Origin of the sequence: Streptomyces sp. NPDC058880, from assembly GCF_042742535.1 — a bacterium.
Taxonomy (GTDB): domain Bacteria; phylum Actinomycetota; class Actinomycetes; order Streptomycetales; family Streptomycetaceae; genus Streptomyces.
In genome coordinates, this window is sequence record NZ_JBHYMC010000089.1 from 1 (window position 1) to 18,682 (window position 18,682).

At 71.8% G+C, this 18,682-nt stretch carries 19 protein-coding genes; 9 read left to right on the top strand and 10 right to left on the bottom strand.

Features of this window, described 5'->3' with window-relative positions; genetic code table 11:
* Nucleotides 1–153: 153 nt before the first annotated feature.
* Nucleotides 154–1,353 carry a phosphoserine phosphatase SerB gene (serB, locus tag ACFW2G_RS30900; protein ID WP_037930676.1) on the bottom strand — a complete coding sequence of 400 codons (1,200 nt, stop codon included), beginning with the start codon at nt 1,351–1,353 and terminating at the stop codon, nt 154–156.
* Nucleotides 1,354–1,433: 80 nt separating this feature from the next.
* Nucleotides 1,434–3,002 (bottom strand): streptophobe family protein, encoded by a 1,569-nt coding sequence (locus ACFW2G_RS30905; RefSeq protein WP_384585243.1) that lies wholly within the window; start codon nt 3,000–3,002, stop codon nt 1,434–1,436.
* Between the two features lie 254 nt (nt 3,003–3,256).
* Between ACFW2G_RS30905 and ACFW2G_RS30910 the strand changes: the two genes are divergently transcribed.
* Entirely contained in the window at nt 3,257–5,755 is a 2,499-nt protein-coding gene (locus tag ACFW2G_RS30910; RefSeq protein WP_384455274.1) for an FHA domain-containing protein, read from the top strand.
* Between the two features lie 101 nt (nt 5,756–5,856).
* Here the strand turns inward: ACFW2G_RS30910 and ACFW2G_RS30915 are convergent, their stop codons facing one another.
* The 3 genes from ACFW2G_RS30915 to ACFW2G_RS30925 form a co-directional block, all read right to left on the bottom strand.
* Nucleotides 5,857–6,558 carry a transglycosylase SLT domain-containing protein gene (locus tag ACFW2G_RS30915; RefSeq protein ID WP_037930688.1) on the bottom strand — a complete coding sequence of 234 codons (702 nt, stop codon included), beginning with the start codon at nt 6,556–6,558 and terminating at the stop codon, nt 5,857–5,859.
* A 296-nt stretch (nt 6,559–6,854) separates the two neighbouring features.
* Nucleotides 6,855–8,009, bottom strand: a complete 1,155-nt coding sequence (locus ACFW2G_RS30920; RefSeq protein ID WP_384455260.1) for an S-adenosylmethionine:tRNA ribosyltransferase-isomerase — start codon at nt 8,007–8,009, stop codon at nt 6,855–6,857.
* Nucleotides 8,006–8,728 (bottom strand): SDR family NAD(P)-dependent oxidoreductase, encoded by a 723-nt coding sequence (locus ACFW2G_RS30925; protein WP_384455257.1) that lies wholly within the window; start codon nt 8,726–8,728, stop codon nt 8,006–8,008. Before ACFW2G_RS30925 ends, ACFW2G_RS30920 begins: the two co-directional genes overlap by 4 nt.
* A gap of 196 nt (nt 8,729–8,924) precedes the next feature.
* On the opposite strand from ACFW2G_RS30925, the gene ACFW2G_RS30930 reads away from it, so the two are divergent.
* From ACFW2G_RS30930 to ACFW2G_RS30940, 3 genes are all read left to right on the top strand, one after another.
* Nucleotides 8,925–10,073, top strand: a complete 1,149-nt coding sequence (locus ACFW2G_RS30930; RefSeq protein WP_384585256.1) for a GAF domain-containing sensor histidine kinase — start codon at nt 8,925–8,927, stop codon at nt 10,071–10,073.
* Entirely contained in the window at nt 10,066–10,734 is a 669-nt protein-coding gene (locus tag ACFW2G_RS30935) for a response regulator (RefSeq protein ID WP_384455254.1), read from the top strand. Before ACFW2G_RS30930 ends, ACFW2G_RS30935 begins: the two co-directional genes overlap by 8 nt.
* Before the next feature lie 160 nt (nt 10,735–10,894).
* Entirely contained in the window at nt 10,895–11,140 is a 246-nt protein-coding gene (locus tag ACFW2G_RS30940; protein WP_037930731.1) for a chaplin, read from the top strand.
* Nucleotides 11,141–11,262: 122 nt separating this feature from the next.
* Here ACFW2G_RS30940 and ACFW2G_RS30945 read toward each other — a convergent pair whose 3' ends face one another.
* A complete protein-coding gene (locus ACFW2G_RS30945) occupies nt 11,263–12,045 on the bottom strand; it encodes a hypothetical protein (protein ID WP_384585246.1) in 783 nt (260 codons plus the stop codon).
* 133 nt (nt 12,046–12,178) lie between these two features.
* Here ACFW2G_RS30945 and ACFW2G_RS30950 point away from each other — a divergent pair, with 133 nt between their 5' ends.
* The 4 genes from ACFW2G_RS30950 (at nt 12,179) to ACFW2G_RS30965 (ending at nt 15,435) form a co-directional block, all read left to right on the top strand.
* A complete protein-coding gene (locus tag ACFW2G_RS30950) occupies nt 12,179–12,973 on the top strand; it encodes an ABC transporter ATP-binding protein (RefSeq protein WP_037930696.1) in 795 nt (264 codons plus the stop codon).
* Nucleotides 12,974–13,066: 93 nt separating this feature from the next.
* Nucleotides 13,067–13,495: an NfeD family protein gene (locus tag ACFW2G_RS30955; RefSeq protein ID WP_384585250.1), complete on the top strand. Its 429-nt coding sequence runs from the start codon at nt 13,067–13,069 to the stop codon at nt 13,493–13,495.
* An 84-nt stretch (nt 13,496–13,579) separates the two neighbouring features.
* Nucleotides 13,580–14,563 carry an SPFH domain-containing protein gene (locus ACFW2G_RS30960; RefSeq protein WP_037930698.1) on the top strand — a complete coding sequence of 328 codons (984 nt, stop codon included), beginning with the start codon at nt 13,580–13,582 and terminating at the stop codon, nt 14,561–14,563.
* Between the two features lie 104 nt (nt 14,564–14,667).
* Complete coding sequence (locus tag ACFW2G_RS30965; protein ID WP_037930739.1) at nt 14,668–15,435, top strand: sulfite exporter TauE/SafE family protein; 768 nt, start codon at nt 14,668–14,670, stop codon at nt 15,433–15,435.
* Between the two features lie 37 nt (nt 15,436–15,472).
* Here ACFW2G_RS30965 and ACFW2G_RS30970 read toward each other — a convergent pair whose 3' ends face one another.
* The 3 genes from ACFW2G_RS30970 to ACFW2G_RS30980 form a co-directional block, all read right to left on the bottom strand.
* Nucleotides 15,473–15,976 (bottom strand): HNH endonuclease, encoded by a 504-nt coding sequence (locus tag ACFW2G_RS30970; protein ID WP_037930702.1) that lies wholly within the window; start codon nt 15,974–15,976, stop codon nt 15,473–15,475.
* A 149-nt stretch (nt 15,977–16,125) separates the two neighbouring features.
* Nucleotides 16,126–16,662: a YbhB/YbcL family Raf kinase inhibitor-like protein gene (locus tag ACFW2G_RS30975; protein ID WP_037930705.1), complete on the bottom strand. Its 537-nt coding sequence runs from the start codon at nt 16,660–16,662 to the stop codon at nt 16,126–16,128.
* Between the two features lie 110 nt (nt 16,663–16,772).
* A complete protein-coding gene (locus ACFW2G_RS30980) occupies nt 16,773–17,555 on the bottom strand; it encodes a sporulation protein (RefSeq protein ID WP_037930709.1) in 783 nt (260 codons plus the stop codon).
* 108 nt (nt 17,556–17,663) lie between these two features.
* Between ACFW2G_RS30980 and ACFW2G_RS30985 the strand changes: the two genes are divergently transcribed.
* Nucleotides 17,664–18,305, top strand: a complete 642-nt coding sequence (locus ACFW2G_RS30985) for a DNA-3-methyladenine glycosylase (RefSeq protein ID WP_037930711.1) — start codon at nt 17,664–17,666, stop codon at nt 18,303–18,305.
* 154 nt (nt 18,306–18,459) lie between these two features.
* Here ACFW2G_RS30985 and ACFW2G_RS30990 read toward each other — a convergent pair.
* A partial coding sequence (locus tag ACFW2G_RS30990) for a hypothetical protein (RefSeq protein ID WP_384585253.1) occupies nt 18,460–18,682 on the bottom strand: 223 nt, incomplete at its 5' end.

Below are 18,682 nucleotides of genomic sequence, written 5' to 3' on the forward strand. Positions count from 1 at the left end.
CAAGACGCTCGACTGGGATACCCCAGCCGAGCGTCTACGTGATCTACTCACCACCTGAAACCAAGTGGTGTTGCGACGACCCCTTGAACCCAAGCACCGGCCGCCGGGGCCCTCACGTTCGGGGACCGGGGTGCCTCGCGCACCCGTGACGGGTCAGGCCAGGTCGGCGGCCTCGATCTCCTCGCGGGTGATCCCGAGCAGATACAGCACCGCGTCGAGGAAGGGCACGTTCACCGCGGTGTGCGCGGCCTCGCGGACCACCGGCTTGGCGTTGAAGGCCACGCCGAGCCCGGCCGCGTTCAGCATGTCCAGGTCGTTGGCGCCGTCGCCGATGGCCACCGTCTGGGACAGCGGTACGTCGGCCTCCGCGGCGAAGCGGCGCAGCAGCCGGGCCTTGCCCGCCCGGTCCACGATCTCCCCGGTGACCTTGCCCGTCAGCTTCCCGTCGACGATCTCCAGGGTGTTGGCGGAGGCGAAGTCCAGCCCCAGCCGCTCCCGCAGGTCGTCCGTCACCTGGGTGAAGCCGCCCGAGACCACGCCCACCTGGTAGCCGAGCCGCTTGAGCGTGCGGATCAGGGTCCGAGCGCCCGGCGTCAGCTGCACCTCGGCGCGGACCTTGTCGACGACGGACGCGTCCAGGCCCGCCAGCAGCGCCACCCGGGCGTGCAGCGACTGCTCGAAGTCCAGCTCCCCGCGCATGGCCCGCTCGGTGACCTCGGCGACCTCGGCCTCGCACCCGGCGTGGGCGGCGAAGAGCTCGATGACCTCGTCCTGGATGAGCGTGGAGTCCACGTCCATGACGACCAGCCGCTGCGCCCGGCGGTGCAGACCGGCCGAGACCACGGCGATGTCCACGCCGATGTGCGAGGCGGCCGTGGCCAGTGCGGTGCGCAGCGGCTCCGTCTCCACCCCGGAGACGGCGAACTCCACCGCGGTCACGGGGTACTTGGCGAGGCGGAAGATACGGTCGATGTTGCCGCCGGCCCCGGTGATTTCCGCGGCGATGGCGGCCGTGGACTCGGCGGTGAGCGGATGTCCGAGCACGGTGACGTGGGACCGGCCGCTGCCGCGCGGCCGGTTGTCGCCGGTGCCGGACAGGATCTCGGCCTGCAGCTTGTGCGATTCGGCCCAGCTGTGGACGGTGGCCCGCAGGTCGCCCTCGGTGCCGCCGACGGGCTTGGTGACGAGGGCGCACAGGACGATGCGGCCACGGGTGACGACCTGCTCGATGTCGACGACGTCGACGGAGTAGGCGGCGAGGGTGTCGAACAGCCCGGCGGTGATCCCGGGACGGTCCTTGCCGAAGATCTTGACGAGGAGGGTGGGGACGTCGGAGGTCTGCGATGCGCTCATGGTGCCCTCACCGTATCTTCCCGGCCCCCACGACAGGACCCCCGTCCCATTTCCTGAACGTGCCGCGTCCTGCCCGGCCGTCAGCGCGGCGGGGCCGGCGGCATCGGCGGCATCGGCGGCTTCGGCGGCGGCGGGGCGCCCGGCGGGGGCGGAGGGGTGAACGGCGGCCGCTGCGGGGGCGGGGTGCGGCGGGGCGGGCGAGGGGGGATGCCGGTGACCGTCACGTCCCAGGAGGCGTCCGGGTCCAGGTACGGCACCGCCCACCCCGGCGGCGCACCCGGCACCTCACGCGCACCCCGCGCGCCCGTCCCGCCAGGACCCGTCCCGTACGGGGCCGTGGGCGCGCCGGGATCCACCGGGGCCGGCCCCCCGGTACCGCCCGCGGCCCGGACCTCCGCCGGCCGCCTCCGGCCCGCCAGCACCGCACCGGCCGCACCGGCCGCGGCACCCCACACCGAGCCCAGCAGCAGGGCGTAGGGGACGTCCCCCCGCAGCTCCACCCCGGCGTCCACCAGGTCCACGCCCAGCACCGCCAGCGAGGCGTCCGCCGACAGCCGCGTCAGCCGCACCAGCACCACCAGGGCCACCCCGGTCACCGCGCCCAGCCGCACCGCGCACCCCGCGACGCCGCGTCCGGGTGTCCGTACGGCCGCCAGCACACCCGCGGCGAGCAGCAGCAGCGAGACGCCCACGACCAGCAGCCAGGCCCGCCCGTCGTACTCCGCGAGCCGGGCCACCGTCACGGGCTCCCGTGCCGAGGCCGACAGGAGGTCGTCCAGCGGATCGGGCAGCAGCCGTGCCGAACTGCCCGTGGCCACGCCGCGCAGCGGTACCGACAGCCCCAGCAGCACCCCCAGCCAGCTCCCGTTCGGTGCGCCCAGCAGCGCTGCGCCCAGCACCCGCCGGGGGTGCTCGTCGCCCGCCGCCGCCCACACCGCGGCGGCCAGCCCCGCCGCCACCGCGACCAGCAGCACCGTCACCACCGCCGAGGCGGCGGGACGCAGTCGGGCCAGCGCGGCGGGTCCGCGCCGCGAGACCAGCAGCGCCACCGCCAGCACCGCGAGCGCCCACAGGCCCGCGCCCAGCAGTGTCGGCCCGGTCGCCACGGAGAAGCCCACCCGGGTCCGTGCCTCGATCAGGTCGCCGACGCGGTCCGGGAGGAGCCCGCCGATGTCCCCGACCCCTGGCACCTCGATCCGCACCGGGGGGCTCGGCGGTGACACACCGTCGAGGGTGATCACGTCGTGCCCGGCCCATGCCAGCCCGCCCGCCGTCGCGACGAGCAGCGCCGTGAACGCCACGACCCTGGCCGCCGTCCCGCCCGGACCCTCCCCGGCCCGCAGCGACCGCAGGAACACCCCGGCCAGCACCAGGGCGCCGGCCAGTGACACGCCCAAGGGCATGACGTCCAGGGAGGTTTCGGCCCCCGCCCCGGCAGCTCCGAACACCGAGACGTCACCCGAGGGGTCCACGGTTCCACCGACGGCGAGAACCACCACCGCGGCCGTCATCGGCCCGAGCGAACCCCCGGCGGCGTCCGCACCCAGCAGGCGCAGACCCAGGCCGGCCACCCCCGCCATCACGATCAGGGACCAGCCCACGGCGGCCACGGCGGACAGGACCACGTCTCCCCAGCGGATGCGGTGCATGCGGTGAACCCCCGATGCCTGCCGAGCCGTACGCGGCGGGACACCCCTGGCGAGAAGTCCCGTATCTCACTCTCCGGGTGACTTTCGCCCCCGTCAACGGGCAGACGTAGACGCCCGGGCCAGGCCCGGATTCCACATACGGCTGTGGGCCTGAAATAGTTCCCCCGGATGTTCGCCATCCCTAGACTCCCTGACGTCGTGGGGGAATCTCGGGGGACTTAAGTGGGGCTGGAGTGCCGGAACTCGTACTGGAATTGAATGGCAGGACCTGGACGCTCGATCCGTCCAGGTCGTACTCGCTGGGGCGGGACCCCCAGGGAGACGTGGTGATCGACGATGCGCGGGTGTCGTGGCGGCATGCCACCATCGCCTGGAACGGTCAGGGTTGGGGGCTCGAAGACCACGGCAGCACCAACGGCACCTACGTGCAGGGGGCGCGGGTCCAGCAGACCGCGCTGGTTCCCGGCACGCCGGTCCACCTGGGCAACGCCACCGACGGCCCGCGGCTGAATCTGAGCGCCGCCGCCGCGCCGCAGCCGGCCGTGGCGCAGCAGCAGGCCCAGCAGACTCCGGCCCAGGCCTACGCCCAGCCGCAGGCAGCCGGCTACCAGGCTCCCCAGCAGCCCCAGCAGGCCTGGAACCAGCCGCCGCAGCAGCCGCAGGCCCACGTGCCGCACCAGCAGGGCGACGGCGCCGCGTCCCTCCCGGCGCAGGGCGGAGCACCGCAGTACGGCGGCGACCGCAGCCCGACGACCTTCCACCAGCTCGCGCTGGGACACGTGATGCGGATCGGCCGTGCGCTGGAGAACGACCTGGTGGTCTCCGACCTCCAGGTCTCCCGCCACCACGCCGAGTTCCACTCGATGCCCGGCGGCCGTTTCGAGATCCGCGACCTCGGCAGCCACAACGGCACCTACGTCAACGGCCAGGCGCTGCCGAAGTCCGGCACCGCGCTGCTGGGCCCGAACGACATCGTCGGCGTCGGCCACTCGACGTTCCGCATCGTCGGCGACCGCCTCGAGGAGTTCGTCGACACCGGTGAGGTCTCCTTCTCGGCCCGCCACCTCACGGTCACGGTCGACGGCGGCAAGCAGATCCTCAAGGACGTCACCTTCGGCGTCCCGGAGAAGTCGCTGATCGGCGTCATCGGCCCCTCCGGCTCCGGCAAGTCCACCCTGCTCAAGGCGCTGACCGGCTACCGGCCCGCCGACCAGGGCGACGTCCTGTACGACAACCGCAACCTGTACAAGCAGTTCGCCGAGCTCCGCCAGCGCATCGGCCTGGTCCCGCAGGACGACATCCTGCACAAGGAGCTGAAGGTCAGCACCGCGCTCAAGTACGCGGCCAAGCTCCGCTTCCCCGGCGACACCGCCGAGGCCGAGCGTGCCGCCCGCATCGACGAGGTGCTGCGCGAGCTCAAGCTGGACATCCACAAGGACAAGAAGATCACCGCGCTCTCCGGTGGTCAGCGCAAGCGCGTCTCCGTCGCCCTGGAACTGCTCACCAAGCCCTCGCTGATCTTCCTGGACGAGCCGACCTCCGGCCTCGACCCGGGCATGGACCGCGACGTCATGCAGCTGTTGCGCGGCCTCGCCAACGACGGCCGCACGGTCCTCGTCGTCACGCACTCCGTCGCCGAGCTGTCGCTCTGCGACAAGCTGCTGGTCATGGCCCCGGGCGGGTCCGTCGCCTACTTCGGCCCGCCGGACGAGGCACTGAACTTCTTCGGCTACGGCACGTGGGCGGACGTCTTCTCCGCCTTCGAGAACTACCGGGACTACGACTGGGCCGGCCGCTGGAAGGGCTCGCAGCACTACCAGCTCTACGCCGCCGAGCTCGACGCGGTCGCCCCGCAGCCGGTCGTCATGCCGTCGGCCCAGCAGATGCGCCCGGCCAAGCCGCAGGGCTGGGGCGCGCAGCTGTGGACGCTGATCCGCCGCTACGTCTCGGTGATCGCGTCGGACAAGGGCTTCATGGGCCTGATGCTGATCCTGCCGGCCGTCCTGGGCGTGGTCTCCACGGTCATCCCGGCGACCTTCGGCCTGGCACCGCCGACCCCGCCGTCGCGCTTCAACGGCGACGCGGGCACGATCATGCTGATCCTCGCGGTCGGCATGTGCTTCTCCGGCGCCGCGAACTCGGTCCGTGAGCTGATCAAGGAACGCGTCATCTACGAACGCGAGCGCGCGACCGGCCTGTCCAGGTCGGCGTACCTCATGTCGAAGGTGATCGTCCTCGGCTTCATCACGGCCATCCAGGGCGTGATCATCTGCGTGATCGGCTTCACCCCGCGCGACCTGCCCGCCGAGGGCCTGCTGATGCCGCCGGCCGTCGAGCTGTGCCTGTCGGTCATCGCGCTCGGCTTCACCTCGATGATGGTCGGCCTGGTGATCTCCTCGCTGGTGAAGACTGCCGAGAAGACCATGCCGCTGCTGGTCATGTTCGCGATCGTCCAGGTCGTCTTCACCGGCATCCTCTTCCAGGTCTACGACTCCCCGGGGTTGGAGCAGGTCGCCTGGCTGATGCCCTCCCGTTGGGCCATCGCCGCCGCCGGCACCACCCTGAACCTCGGCCAGCTCATGCCGCCGTGGGACCGAGACAACCCGACCAACACCGATCCGCTCTGGGACGCCACGGTCGGCCAGTGGAGCCTGAACATCATCATCCTGCTGGCCATCGGCATCGCGTGCGGGTTCCTGGTGCAGCGCCTGCTGCGCCGCCACGAGCCCGAGGTCATGCGCGCGGGCAAGTAGCCGCGGACGCCCGCGACACGCGCACACGCCGCAGGGCGGCACCCGGATCCCGGGTGCCGCCCTGCGGCGCATGTGTGAGTGGGGCGAGGACCGCCGCAGGCTTAGTAGGCGCTGTTGACGTTGTCCATCGAGCCGTAGCGGTCGGCCGCGTAGTTGCAGGCGGCGACGATGTTGGCGACCGGGTCGTACTGGTCGAACTTGGTGCCCTTGACGTGGTACGCCTTGAAGGTCGGGTAGATGACCTGGAGCAGGCCCTTGCTGGGGATGCCGTTCTTGGCGTTGATGTCCCAGTTGTTGATGGCCATCGGGTTGCCGCTGGACTCGCGCATGATGTTGCGGTGAATGCCCGCGTAGGTGCCCGGAATGCCCTCGCGCTTCATGATGAAGAGCGCTTCCTTGATCCAGCCGTCCAGGTTGTTCGCGAACACCGGGGTGCGCGCGGCGGAGCGGCTCGCAGCCGCCTTCTGCTCGCGGGCCTTCTTCGCGGCGGCCTCCGCCTTGGCCTTGGCGTCGGCGTCGGCCTTCGCCTTCGCCTCGGCCTTCGCCTTGGCGGCGGCGGCCTTCGCGTTGGCGTCGGCGATGACGTGCTGCGCGGAGAGGTGCCCGTACAGCGCCTTGGTCTGCGTGCCGTTCACGGCCTGGGCCCAGGCGACGGGGGCGGCCGAGATGGTCTCGGCCTCGGCGGCGTCGGCGGGGACGAGGGAGAAGGCGACGGCGGCGGCGCTCAGGGTGGCGACACCGGCGATGGACAGCTTGTGTGCCTTCGTCAGACGACTGTGACCGGGGGTGCGGGAAGCAGACATGGCGGGGCAACCTCTTCGAATAGCGGGGGCCGCAGGAAGGCGCCCTGCGGATCCGGGATCCGCGGCGCCTGGCGACGGGAGCAATTCTTAGCGGCGGCAAAATCCTGTGGCAAAGGTGTGACGTACGATCCTGCTTAGTGGATCAGGGCCGGGCGTCGAGGGGGGTGTTCCGGCCTCGACGCGGGCCCTGACCGCACTGATGGGACCTGCACTCTTCCACTAGGGAGCTTCGTAAGTGATGTGGGTCCTATGCCGGGGCTCACACCGTCCTTACGCCGTTCTCACCATGCGTTGCTTCAGCAATGCTTTCCGTGACGGTTGTCATCCTTCAGGAGGAGATGGAGGTCGCCGAACTCATGCCAGAGGCAGCGCCGGGCCAGCGCCTGCGCATACCCCAGCCGTACGGCGGCACGCCCCGCCACCGCCTCCAGCATCAGGAGGTGGGAGGCCTCCGGCTCGTGCAGCCCGGTCAGCAGGCCGTCCACCGCCCGCACCCCGCGCTCCGGTGTCACCACCAGATCGGTCCACCCGCCCGCCGCGCGGATCACCCCGCGCGCGTCCGCCGCCGACTCCAGCGCCCGCACCGCGGTGGTCCCCACCGCGATCACCCGCCCGCCCCCCGCCCGCGCGGCGTTCACCAGCGCCGCCGTCGCGGCCGGCACCGCGTACCGCTCCGGGTAGGGCGGCTCGTGCGCCTCTTGGGAAGCCACCCCCGTGTGCAGGGTCAGCGGGGCGAACCGCACCCCCCGGCCCGCCAGCTGAGCCACCAGTTCCGCGGTGAAGGGCCGGCCGGCGCTCGGCATCTCGGCCGAGCCCGAGCCGTCCGCCGCCGGTACCGCGAACACCGTCTGGTACGCGGACAGCGGCTGGTCCCGCTCCGTGTAGGCGTACCGGATCGGCCGCCCGTGATCGCGCAGCAGCTCCGCGATCCCGCCCGGACCCGGCCCCGGCCGCGCCCACCACAGCCGGTCCGCGCCCGCGCCGAGGGGTTCCTCCAGGCCCAGGTGGCGGCCGTCCGGCAGCTCCGCCACCGCGCCGGCCGGTCCGCCGGGGCGGGGCCGGGTCGTCCCGCCGCCCGCCGGGCTGCGCAGCTCCACCGCCCAGCGGCCGTCGTCCCCCTGCGTCGAGAAGTGCACCACTACGGTCTCCCCGGCCAGCCGTGCGTCCACGGCGGCCGGGAGGGTGGTCGAGGTGTTCACCACCAGCACGTCGCCGGCCCGCAGTAGGTGCGGCAGCTCCCGGAAGGCGTGCAGCGAGACATCGGTGCTGCCGCGTGACACCAGCAGTCGCACCGCGTCCCGGCCCAGCCCCGGCCCCCGCTGCTCGGCGGGAACCCGGGCCAGCAGTTCGCGAGGAATGTCCTTTATATACAGTCCCGCATTCGGCCCCTCGCCCCCCACCACCGCCCGACCGCGCCTTCCGGCCCGGATCCCGCCACCCCTCCCGCTCATCGCGGCGCCCCGCCGTCCGCCGCGGCCCCGGCCAGCCCCTCCGCCGTGTACCGCCCGCTCGGCAGGTTCCGCTCCAGCAGTCGCAGCAGCACCGGAGCCACCTCCTCCGGTGCCGGCAGCGCCGCCAGGTCCTCCTCCGGCTCGGCCGCCGCCATCATCCGGGTCCGCATGGAACCCGGATCCGCCCACCACACCCGCAGCTCCGGCTCCTCCACCGCCAGCACGGCCGACAGCTGGTCCACCGCGGCCTTGGTCGCCCCGTACGCACCCCACGTGGCGTACGGGACGACCGCGGCGTCCGAGCTGATGTTCAGCACGGCCCCCGCCGCCGAGGCCCGCAACAGCGACAGCCCCTCCTGGACCAGCCCCAGCGGCCCCAGCACATTGACCTCGAACGCCTCGCGCAGCCCGGCCGGCGGATGCACCGCCAGCGGCACCAGCGGCTCGGCCCCGAGCACCCCCGCGTTGTTCACCAGCAGGTCCAGCCCGCCCAGCCGCCGCGCGGCCGCCACCAGCGCCGCCCGGTGCGCCCCCGAGGACACGTCCCCGGCCACCGCCACGACCCGCACCCCACCGGACCGCCCCAGCCCGGCCACGGTCTCCTCCAGCGCCGCCGCGCCCCGCGCACCCAGTACCAGGTCCCAGCCCCGCGCCGCCAGCTCCCCGGCCAGCGCCCGGCCGAGCCCCCTGGACGCCCCCGTCACGATCGCCACCGACATCGACAGCACCCTCACCTTCGTCCCGACCAGCAGATGCCCTCACCGTAGGAAGGGGCGGCCCCCCGCCGCGTCGGCCGCCGGCCCCACCCCTACAGGTCCCTTGGACCTACGCCCTGCGACCCGCCCCAGGTCCCTCCCACCGTCCGATCCCGCAGGTCACGGCCGCCGGTACGGTGAGGCCATGACCGCAAGCCCCCTGTCGCGCGGACCCCGCGGTGGCCTGGCCGCCGTGAGTACGGCGCTGCTCGCCATGAGCCGCCGCCTGGAGGTCCGCGACGTCCTGCGCACGATCGTGGTGTCGGCCCGCGAGCTGCTCGACGCCGAGTACGCGGCCCTGGGCGTCCCGGACGACCACGGCGGCTTCGCCCAGTTCGTCGTCGACGGCATCAGCGCCGAACAGTGGCGGCGGATCGGCCCGCTGCCCCGGCAGCATGGCGTCCTGGCCGCGATGCTCCACCAGAACGGCCCCGAGCGGCTCGCCGACGTGCGTAAGGACCCCCGCTTCGGTGGCTGGCCCTCCGCCCACCCCGAGATGTCCGACTTCCTGGGCATGCCCGTCCGGGACGGCGACGAGACCCTCGGAGCGATCTTCCTCGCGAACAAGAGGAGCGCCCCCGACGGCGCCGACCGCGTCTTCACCGACGAGGACCAGGACCTCCTCTCCCTGCTCGCCCAGCACGCGGCGATCGCCCTCACCAACGCCCGGCTCTACGAACGCAGCCGCGAACTCACCATCGCCGAGGAGCGCTCCCGCCTCGCGCACGAGCTGCACGACGCCGTCAGCCAGAAGCTCTTCTCCCTGCGCCTCACCGCCCAGGCCGCCGCGACCCTCGTCGACCGCGACCCGGCCCGCGCCAAGGACGAACTCCACCAGGTGGCCGCCCTCGCCGCGGAGGCCGCCGACGAACTGCGCGCCGCCGTGACCGAGCTGCGCCCGGCCGCCCTGGACGAGGACGGCCTGGTGGCCACCCTGCGCACCCACGTCCAGGTACTCGACCGCGCGCACACCGCGCACGTCACCTTCGCCTGCGAGGGCGTACGGGCCCTCCCCGCGGCCCAGGAGGACGCGATGCTCCGGGTCGCCCAGGAAGCCCTGCACAACGCCCTGCGCCACTCGGGCGGCGACCGCGTCGAGGTCACCCTGGCCCGCACGCCCACCGGGGGAGCGGTCCTCAGCATCACCGACTCCGGCGAGGGCTTCGACCCCCGGGCGGTCCGCCGGGCGGGCTGCCATCTGGGCCTGGTCTCCATGCGGGACCGCGCGAGCGGCGTCGGAGGCCGCCTCGCCGTGCACTCGGAGCCCGGTCAGGGCACCACGATCGAGATGGAGGTCCCCGGTGGCTGACAGCACCGCCCGCGGTGGCAGCCGCATCCGCATCCGCGTCCTGCTGGTGGACGACCACCAGGTGGTCCGGCGGGGCCTGCGCACCTTCCTGGAGGTCCAGGAGGACATCGAGGTCGTCGGGGAAGCCTCCGACGGCGACGAGGGCATCACCCGCGCCGAGGAGCTGCGGCCCGACGTGATCCTCATGGACGTCAAGATGCCGGGCACGGACGGCATCGGGGCCCTGCGCCGGCTCCGCGAGCTGGCGAACCCCGCACGGGTGCTGATCGTCACCAGTTTCACGGAGCAGCGGACCGCGGTCCCCGCCCTGCGCGCCGGCGCGGCCGGTTACGTCTACAAGGACATCGACCCGGACGCCCTGGCCGGCGCCATCCGCTCCGTCCACGCCGGCCACGTCCTGCTCCAGCCGGAGGTGGCGCAGGCCCTGATCGCCCAGGACGACCGCAGCCCCCAGGCGGGTCGGTCCGGCTCGCTGACCGACCGCGAGCGCGAGGTCCTCGGCCTCATCGCGGACGGCCGCTCCAACCGTGAGATCGCCCGCGCCCTGGTGCTGTCGGAGAAGACGGTCAAGACGCACGTCTCGAACATCCTGATGAAGCTGGACCTTTCCGATCGGACCCAGGCAGCGTTGTGGGCGGTCAGGCACGGAATCACCGAGTAGACCGCCCGAATCGGACCGATTGCTTACGGGCTGAGAATCAGCTGAGATTCATACGGTCGGGTGTATGTAGCCCACATGGCGTATCCCCGGGTTCGGGGTGGCCGTTCTCCATGGCGTGCCGCGACGGCCGGTCGCGGCGGACGTACTGGAGGACGAGAACGTGAAGAACTTCAAGAAGGCCGCAGCCGTCACCATGATCGCGGGCGGCCTCCTCGCCGCCGGCGCCGGTGTCTCCTCGGCGCACAGCGGTGCGTCAGCGGAGGGCGAGGCCCTGAACTCGCCCGGCGTGGCCTCCGGGAACCTGATCCAGGCCCCGGTGCACGTCCCCGTCAACGTCGTGGGCAACACGGTCAACGTGATCGGCCTGCTCAACGGCGCGTGGGGCAACAGCGGCGTCAACGCCTGACCCCACCCCCGACCCGCGGCCCCGCTTCCCCCCTCTCCCCGGAAGCGGGGCCGCGGGCCGATCCCCGCACAACCCGGGCGCGGCCCCGCCCCAGCGAAGGCACCGCACCACAAGCCTGCTGCTCAGCCCCGTTCGCGCGCCTCGACGGCCGCGTTGTAGGCGGCCACCAGCGCCCGCCGGGCGACCCGCTCCACCGGCCGCAGCGCCTCCGCCCGCGCAGCCATCTCCGAGGCGGCCACCGCACCCCCGTGCCCGCTCTCGTGCGCCAGCGACACCATCAGATCCACCCGCTGTGCCAGCGCCAGCACCCGCACCGCCCGGGGCGGATACCCCGGCGCCAGCGCGTCCTGCCCGGCCTCCGCCCGCGCCCGGTACGCCGACAGCGCCGCCTCCGCCACCGGCCCCGACCCCGCCACGTCCAGCCGGGTCAGCACCGCGGTCGCCTCGCGCAGCGCCTCCGCCAGCTCCCGCTCCGCCTCGCCGAGCGTCGGCACGTCCGCCGGCGGCGCCTCCCGGACCGGCAGGCAGTGCCAGGTCACCGACACGTGCACGTCCCCGGCCGGACCGGCCTCGGCCACCTCCGGCACCAGCCCCACCGCCGCCCCCACCGCGACGACGGCCTCCTCGGCCTCCAGCGCCCGCGCGTTGAACTCCGGCGGCCCGCTCAGCCCCAGCGGGTGCCCCGGTGCCGGCAGCGCCACCCGCAGCCCCCTGACCCCCAGTGCACGGAGCCGGCCGAGCGCCAGCGTGAGCCCCACCGGCCCCGGCTCGCCCGGCAGACCCTCCACCCGGTGCACGGCGTCCTCGCCCACGATCGACATCGCGGCCTCGTCGGGCGAGACCAGACCGGCCAGCAGCGCGTTCCCCCAGGCGGCCAGCCGCCCTGAACGTGGTTCGAAAAGCATCCCCCCACTTTACGGATCGCCACCCGCACCGGGCCCCGGCCCCGGACCCCTCCCCGAGTGGCGTAGGTTTTCCCCTGGGGCTGCGTCTACCGGCGCACAGTGAACCGTGACTGCAAGGGGTGACAACACGCTCATGAGCGATGTTCTGGAGCTGGTGGACGTATCCGTGGTCCGCGAGGGCCGGGCTCTGGTGGACCAGGTCTCCTGGTCGGTGAAGGAGGGCGAGCGCTGGGTGATCCTCGGCCCCAACGGCGCCGGCAAGACCACACTGCTGAACCTCGCCTCCAGCTACCTCTTCCCCACCAAGGGCTCCGCCACCATCCTCGGCAGCACCCTCGGCAAGGTCGACGTCTTCGAGCTGCGCCCCCGCATCGGCATGGCCGGCATCGCGATGGCCGACAAGCTCCCGAAGCGCCAGACCGTCCTGCAGACCGTCCTCACCGCCGCCTACGGCATGACGGCGACCTGGCAGGAGGAGTACGAGGCGGTCGACGAGCAGCGCGCCCGCGCCTTCCTGGACCGGCTCGGCATGACCGAGTACCTCGACCGGAAGTTCGGCACCCTCTCCGAGGGCGAGCGTAAGCGCACCCTGATCGCCCGCGCGCTGATGACCGACCCCGAGCTCCTGCTCCTCGACGAGCCCGCCGCGGGCCTCGACCTCGGCGGCCGCGAGGACCTCGTACGCCGCCTCGGCCGCCTCGCACGCGACCCGCTCGCCCCCTCCATGATCATGGTGACGCACCACGTCGAGGAGATCGCCCCCGGCTTCACCCACGTCCTGATGATCCGCCAGGGCAAGGTCGTCACTGCCGGTCCCATCGACCTCGAACTGACCTCGCGCAACCTCTCGCTCTGCTTCGGCCTCCCCCTGGTCGTCGAGCGCAACGGCGCCGACCGCTGGACCGCGCAGGGCCTGCCCCTCGGCTGACCGCCCCTGGTACGCGGACCGCGGGCGGTCATCCTCCGGGTACCGCCGCCCGCACCCTGTCCCGAGCCCGTCCGGCCGACCTACCATGACCACGTGGACATCGACGCGTGGGTGTGGTGGCTCATCGGCGCGGTCGGACTGGGCATCCCCCTAGTCCTGACCGCCATGCCGGAATTCGGCATGTTCGCCGTCGGAGCGGTGGCGGCAGCCGTCACGGCGGCTCTCGGCGGAGGGGCGGTCGCCCAGGTCCTGGTGTTCGCGGTCGTGTCGGTCGCGCTCCTCGCCGTCGTCCGGCCCATCGCCCAGCGGCACCGCGACCAGCGCCCCCAACACCGCAGCGGCATCGACGCGTTGAGGGGCAGAACCGCCGTCGTCCTCGAACGGGTCGACGGCAGCGGCGGCCGCATCAAACTCGCCGGCGAGATCTGGTCCGCCCGCGCCCTCGACGCGGACACCAGCTTCGAACCGGGCCGGACCGTCGACGTGGTGGAGATCGACGGCGCGACCGCCGTCGTGATGTGAGAAGCAGCCTGCTCGCGGCCCCCAGGTCTGCGAGACTCCGATCAACGGGGCAGCACAGACAGCCGGAAGGGCACGGGGAACCGCATGCAACCGATCATCATCGTCCTGATCATTCTGGTGGTTCTGGTCTTCATCGCACTGGTCAAGACGATCCAGGTGATCCCGCAGGCCAGCGCCGCCATCGTCGAGCGGTTCGGCCGCTACACCCGCACCCTCAACGCGGGCCTCAACATCGTCGTCCCGTTCATCGACTCGATCCGCAACCGGATCGACCTGCGTGAACAGGTCGTCCCGTTCCCGCCGCAACCCGTCATCACCCAGGACAACCTCGTCGTCAACATCGACACCGTCATCTACTACCAGGTGACCGACGCCCGGGCGGCGACGTACGAAGTGGCCAGCTACATCCAGGCCATCGAGCAGCTCACCGTCACCACCCTGCGCAACATCATCGGCGGCATGGACCTGGAGCGGACCCTCACCTCCCGCGAGGAGATCAACGCCGCCCTGCGCGGAGTCCTCGACGAAGCCACCGGCAAGTGGGGCATCCGCGTGAACCGCGTCGAGCTCAAGGCCATCGAGCCGCCGACCTCCATCCAGGACTCGATGGAGAAGCAGATGCGCGCCGACCGCGACAAGCGCGCCGCGATCCTCCAGGCCGAGGGTGTCCGGCAGTCCGAGATCCTGCGCGCCGAGGGTGAGAAGCAGTCCTCCATCCTGCGTGCCGAGGGTGAGGCGAAGGCCGCCGCGCTCAAGGCCGAGGGCGAAGCACAGGCCATCCGTACGGTCTTCGAGTCCATCCACGCCGGCGACGCCGACCAGAAGCTTCTCGCCTACCAGTACCTGCAGATGCTCCCGAAGATCGCCGAAGGTGACGCCAACAAGCTCTGGATCGTGCCCAGCGAGATCGGCGACGCGCTCAAGGGCCTCTCCGGCGCCATGGGCAACTTCGGCCCTCTGGGCGGCGGTTCGGGCTTCAACCCGAAGAGCCCCGGCAAGGACGGCGGCATCCCGGCAGCCCGGGACAAGGACGGCGCCGAGCGCCGCGAGCAGCCCCCGATCGACTGACCCCGGCGACCGGCCGCGCACGCCCCCTGAGGCATGATCAGTGAGGCCCCTCGACCTTCATGGCGGGGAGGCGACTCACTCATGCAAAGGGGATGGCACCGTCCATGTCCATCTGGGAATCACTCGCGGTCCTCGCCGCCGGCATCGGCGCGGGAACGATCAACACCATCGTCGGCTCCGGCACCCTCATCACCTTCCCGGTGCTGCTGGCCACCGGCCTGCCGCCGGTCACCGCCAACGTGTCCAACACCCTGGGTCTGGTGCCCGGTTCCATCAGTGGGGCCGTCGGCTACCGCAAGGAGCTCCGGGGGCAGCGCGCCCGCGTCCTGCGGCTCGGCTCGGTCTCGGCCGTCGGAGGGCTCGCGGGCGCGGCCCTGCTCCTGGCCCTGCCGTCCGACTCGTTCGACACGATCGTGCCCGTCCTCATCGGACTCGCACTCGTCCTCGTCATCCTCCAGCCCCGGCTCGCCGCCGCCCTGCGCCGGCGCCAGGAAGCCGGAGGCGATACGGCCCACCCCGACGGCGGCCCGCTCCTGCTCGGCGGCATGCTCTTCTCCAGCGCCTACGGCGGCTATTTCGGCGCGGCCCAGGGCGTGCTGTACCTGGGGCTGATGGGCTTGCTGCTCCATGACGACCTGCAACGCATCAACGCCGTCAAGAACGTCGTCGCCGCCCTCGTCAACGGCATCGCGGCCGTCTTCTTCCTCTTCGTCGCCGAGTTCGACTGGACCGCCGTGCTCCTCATCGCCATCGGCTCGACGATCGGCGGCCAGATCGGCGCCAAGGTCGGCCGCCGCCTCCCGCCGAACGTGCTGCGCGGGGTCATCGTGACGGTCGGCCTCCTCGCGATCGTCCAGCTGCTGGTCCGCTGAGCAGCGGAGAAGAAATACGCCACTCAGCGGACGGGGTCTAGGCGGAACGCTCCAGCCACTCCGGAAGCGCCTCCTGCCCGGCGACCCCGAGCGCGAGGAGCATGGCGTCCGCCGGAGACGGCACGAAGGGCTTCCGGAGGAGCGGCATCCCCGCCTCCTCCGGAGTCCTGGCCGCTTTGCGGTGGTTGTCCTCGGCACAGGAGGCCACCGTGTTCAGCCAGGTGTCCCCACCACCCTGCGCCCGCGGCAGTACGTGGTCCACCGTGGTCGCACGCTTGCCGCAGTACGCGCACCGGTGCTGGTCTCGGACCAACACCCCCCGCCGCGACCAGGGAGCATGTCTTCGGAAGGGCACCCTGACATACCTGCAGAGCCTGATCACCCGGGGCATCGGGAGATCCATGGTGGCGGCGCGGACCCGCAGTTCGGGGTGCGACTGTTCGACGACGGCCTTGTCCTGGAGCACCAGGACGACAGCTCGGTTCAACGTCACCGTCGACAGCGGCTCGAAGCTCGCATTCAGCACCAGCGTGTCCCGCATCTCGCCCACCTCCCGTGTGCAGGCCCGCGACCACCACGGCGGCAAGGCCCGCAACCACTCTGGCCGCGTGCGCCACGCGGGACAACGCAATAAAAATGCCCGGTCCCGGGCTTCTTTAGACCAGGACCGGGCAAACGCCGGGCGAACGATCAGCGCGCGGCGGGCGCCTCGTACTCGGCGACGAGCTGTGCCCGCCCCAGAGCGTGGAACCGCAGGTGGAACCCGACGACCGCGGGCGAGGAGTCCGCGTCCGGGCCCAGCTGCTCCCGGTCCACCGCGTACACGGTGAACACGTAGCGGTGCCGCTCGCCGCGCGGCGGGGCCGCACCGCCGAAGTCCCGCGTCCCGTAGTCGTTCCGGGCGTGCACGGCGCCTTCCGGCAGACCGGGGAAGTCCCCGGTTCCCGCACCGGCCGGAAGCTCCGTCACGGAGGCGGGCAGGTCGAAGAGGACCCAGTGCCAGAACCCGCTGCCCGTCGGCGCGTCCGGGTCGAAGCAGGTCACGGCGAAGCTCTTCGTCCCCTCGGGGAAGCCCTCCCAGCGCAGCTGCGGCGAGACGTTCTTCCCCGTCAGAACCTGGGCGGCATGCAGGTCCGCGCCGTGGGAGACGTCATCGCTCGTCACGGTGAACCCGTGCACCTCGGGGTGGAAATCGTGGGGGAGCGGCGGCCTGTCACGGTCGGTCACGTCGAAACCTCCTGGTTGGAATGGGTAACCGCGGTCAGGGGGAGCCTAGGCCGACGGGGAGGGGCTCCGGACGCCCCCGAAGTCCGGAGCCCCTCCCCGCCACGCACGGATCAGAACCAGTTGCGCTGCGAGCCCACGGAGGCGATCCACTGGTTCAGGTACGCGGCCCAGTCCGTGCCCTCGTACGACTGCAGACCCACCTGGAAGCACCGGTAGGTGTCACTGCCCTCGCTGAACAGCCCCGGCTTCTTGTCCATCTCCAGGACGACGTCCATCTCCCGGCCGTCCGAGACGAAGGTGAGCTCCACCTGGTTCAGACCGCGGTACTGCGACGGCGGCAGGAACTCGATCTCCTGGTAGAAGGGCAGCGTCTGCCGCGTTCCACGGATGTGCCCCCGCTCCATGTCCGCGCTGCGGAAGGTGAAGCCGAGCTGGCGGAAGGCGTCCAGGATCGCCTGCTGGGCCGGCACCGGGTGCACGTTGATCGCGTCCAGGTCGCTCGCGTCCACCGCGCGCGCGATCTCCAGCTCGGTGCTGACCCCGATGTTCATGCCGTGCAGGTGCTGGCCCGCGAAGTGGGTGATCGGCGTCTCCCAGGGGATCTCCAGCGCGAAGGGCACCACGTGCAGCGCGCCGGCCTGCACCTGGAAGGCACCGCCGAGGCGCTGCTTGGTGAAGACGATGTTCTGCTTGTACTCCTGGTCCCCGCTCTCGACCTCGACCCGCGCCTGCAGCCCGACGGACAGCCCCTCGATCTGCTGCTCCACGGATCCGCCCTGGAGCCGCACCTCACCCTGGACGATCCCGCCCGGAACCACGTTCGGCTCGGTGATGATCGTGTCCACCGAAGCACCACCAGCACCCAGGCTGGCGAACAGCTTCTTGAAGCCCATGCTCAAACTCCCCTTGAACGATCTGGCGACTACACCGCGACTACCCGGTACAAACGCGGAACCTCGCGCCCCGGTTGCAGTCGGGCGCGGTCCACTACGCTCGACCGGATGAGCGCGCGTCCCGACCGTACGCCCCTTAGCCGGCCCTTCTTCGACCGGCCGGTCCTCACCGTGGCCCCCGACCTCCTCGGCCGGATCCTCGTCCGCCGCACCCCGGACGGCCCGCTGGAGCTGCGCATCACGGAGGTGGAGGCGTACGAGGGAGAGTCCGATCCGGGCTCGCACGCCTACCGCGGGCGCACGGCGCGGAACGCATCGATGTTCGGCCCGCCCGGACACGCGTACGTGTACTTCGTCTACGGCATGTGGTTCAGCCTCAACCTGGTCTGTGGCCCGCCGGGCCACGCGAGTGGGGTCCTGCTGCGCGCCGGGGAGATCACCACAGGGGCCGAGCTGGCCTCCAAACGCCGACTTTCAGCCAGAAATCCGCGAGAGCTCGCCAAAGGGCCTGCCCGTCTGGCGACCGCTCTGGACGTAGACCGTTCGCTGGACGGGACCGACCTGTGCGGGGGGCCCACCTCGCCCCTGTCCCTCCTCGCGGGCACCCCCACCTCGCCCGACCTGGTGAGCAGTGGTCCGCGCACGGGAGTCGGCGGCGCCGGCGCGGAGCACCCGTACCGCTTCTGGATCACCCACGACCCGACGGTGAGCCCGTACCGCGCCCACGCGCCGCGCCGCCGCTCAACTTGACTCGCCCCTTCCGGACGCCTAACGTGGCACGAGCCGCTTTTACGGGGCACTGCCATCGGCAGACCCCCGGGCGGCCAACCCACTACCTACGACTTACCCCTGGCGGGGTCCTCTTCGGCATGCCCGAATTCTCTGCCAGTGACTCGATTATGTGTCACACGGGAAAAGCGCTAACGTGGTGGAACGCCGAAAGGCAAAGACCCCCAACGGTCACCGAATTCAAATCCGACACCGGAAACGGCGCGGAAATGATCTGGTAGAGTTGGAAACGCAAGACAGCAAAACGAAAGCCCGGAGGAAAGCCGCAGCGAGTGTCGCTGGGGTGAGTACAAAGGAAGCGTCCGTTCCTTGAGAACTCAACAGCGTGCCAAAAATCA

Bases quoted from the DNA above. Each gene is read 5' to 3' on its own strand.
- serB (WP_037930676.1), bottom strand. From the start codon at position 1,353: ATGAGCGCATCGCAGACCTCCGACGTCCCCACCCTCCTCGTCAAGATC.
- ACFW2G_RS30905 (WP_384585243.1), bottom strand. From the start codon at position 3,002: ATGCACCGCATCCGCTGGGGAGACGTGGTCCTGTCCGCCGTGGCCGCC.
- ACFW2G_RS30915 (WP_037930688.1), bottom strand. From the start codon at position 6,558: ATGTCTGCTTCCCGCACCCCCGGTCACAGTCGTCTGACGAAGGCACAC.
- ACFW2G_RS30920 (WP_384455260.1), bottom strand. From the start codon at position 8,009: ATGAGCGGGAGGGGTGGCGGGATCCGGGCCGGAAGGCGCGGTCGGGCG.
- ACFW2G_RS30925 (WP_384455257.1), bottom strand. From the start codon at position 8,728: ATGTCGGTGGCGATCGTGACGGGGGCGTCCAGGGGGCTCGGCCGGGCG.
- ACFW2G_RS30945 (WP_384585246.1), bottom strand. From the start codon at position 12,045: ATGCTTTTCGAACCACGTTCAGGGCGGCTGGCCGCCTGGGGGAACGCG.
- ACFW2G_RS30950 (WP_037930696.1), top strand. From the start codon at position 12,179: ATGAGCGATGTTCTGGAGCTGGTGGACGTATCCGTGGTCCGCGAGGGC.
- ACFW2G_RS30960 (WP_037930698.1), top strand. From the start codon at position 13,580: ATGCAACCGATCATCATCGTCCTGATCATTCTGGTGGTTCTGGTCTTC.
- ACFW2G_RS30965 (WP_037930739.1), top strand. From the start codon at position 14,668: ATGTCCATCTGGGAATCACTCGCGGTCCTCGCCGCCGGCATCGGCGCG.
- ACFW2G_RS30970 (WP_037930702.1), bottom strand. From the start codon at position 15,976: ATGCGGGACACGCTGGTGCTGAATGCGAGCTTCGAGCCGCTGTCGACG.
- ACFW2G_RS30980 (WP_037930709.1), bottom strand. From the start codon at position 17,555: ATGGGCTTCAAGAAGCTGTTCGCCAGCCTGGGTGCTGGTGGTGCTTCG.
- ACFW2G_RS30985 (WP_037930711.1), top strand. From the start codon at position 17,664: ATGAGCGCGCGTCCCGACCGTACGCCCCTTAGCCGGCCCTTCTTCGAC.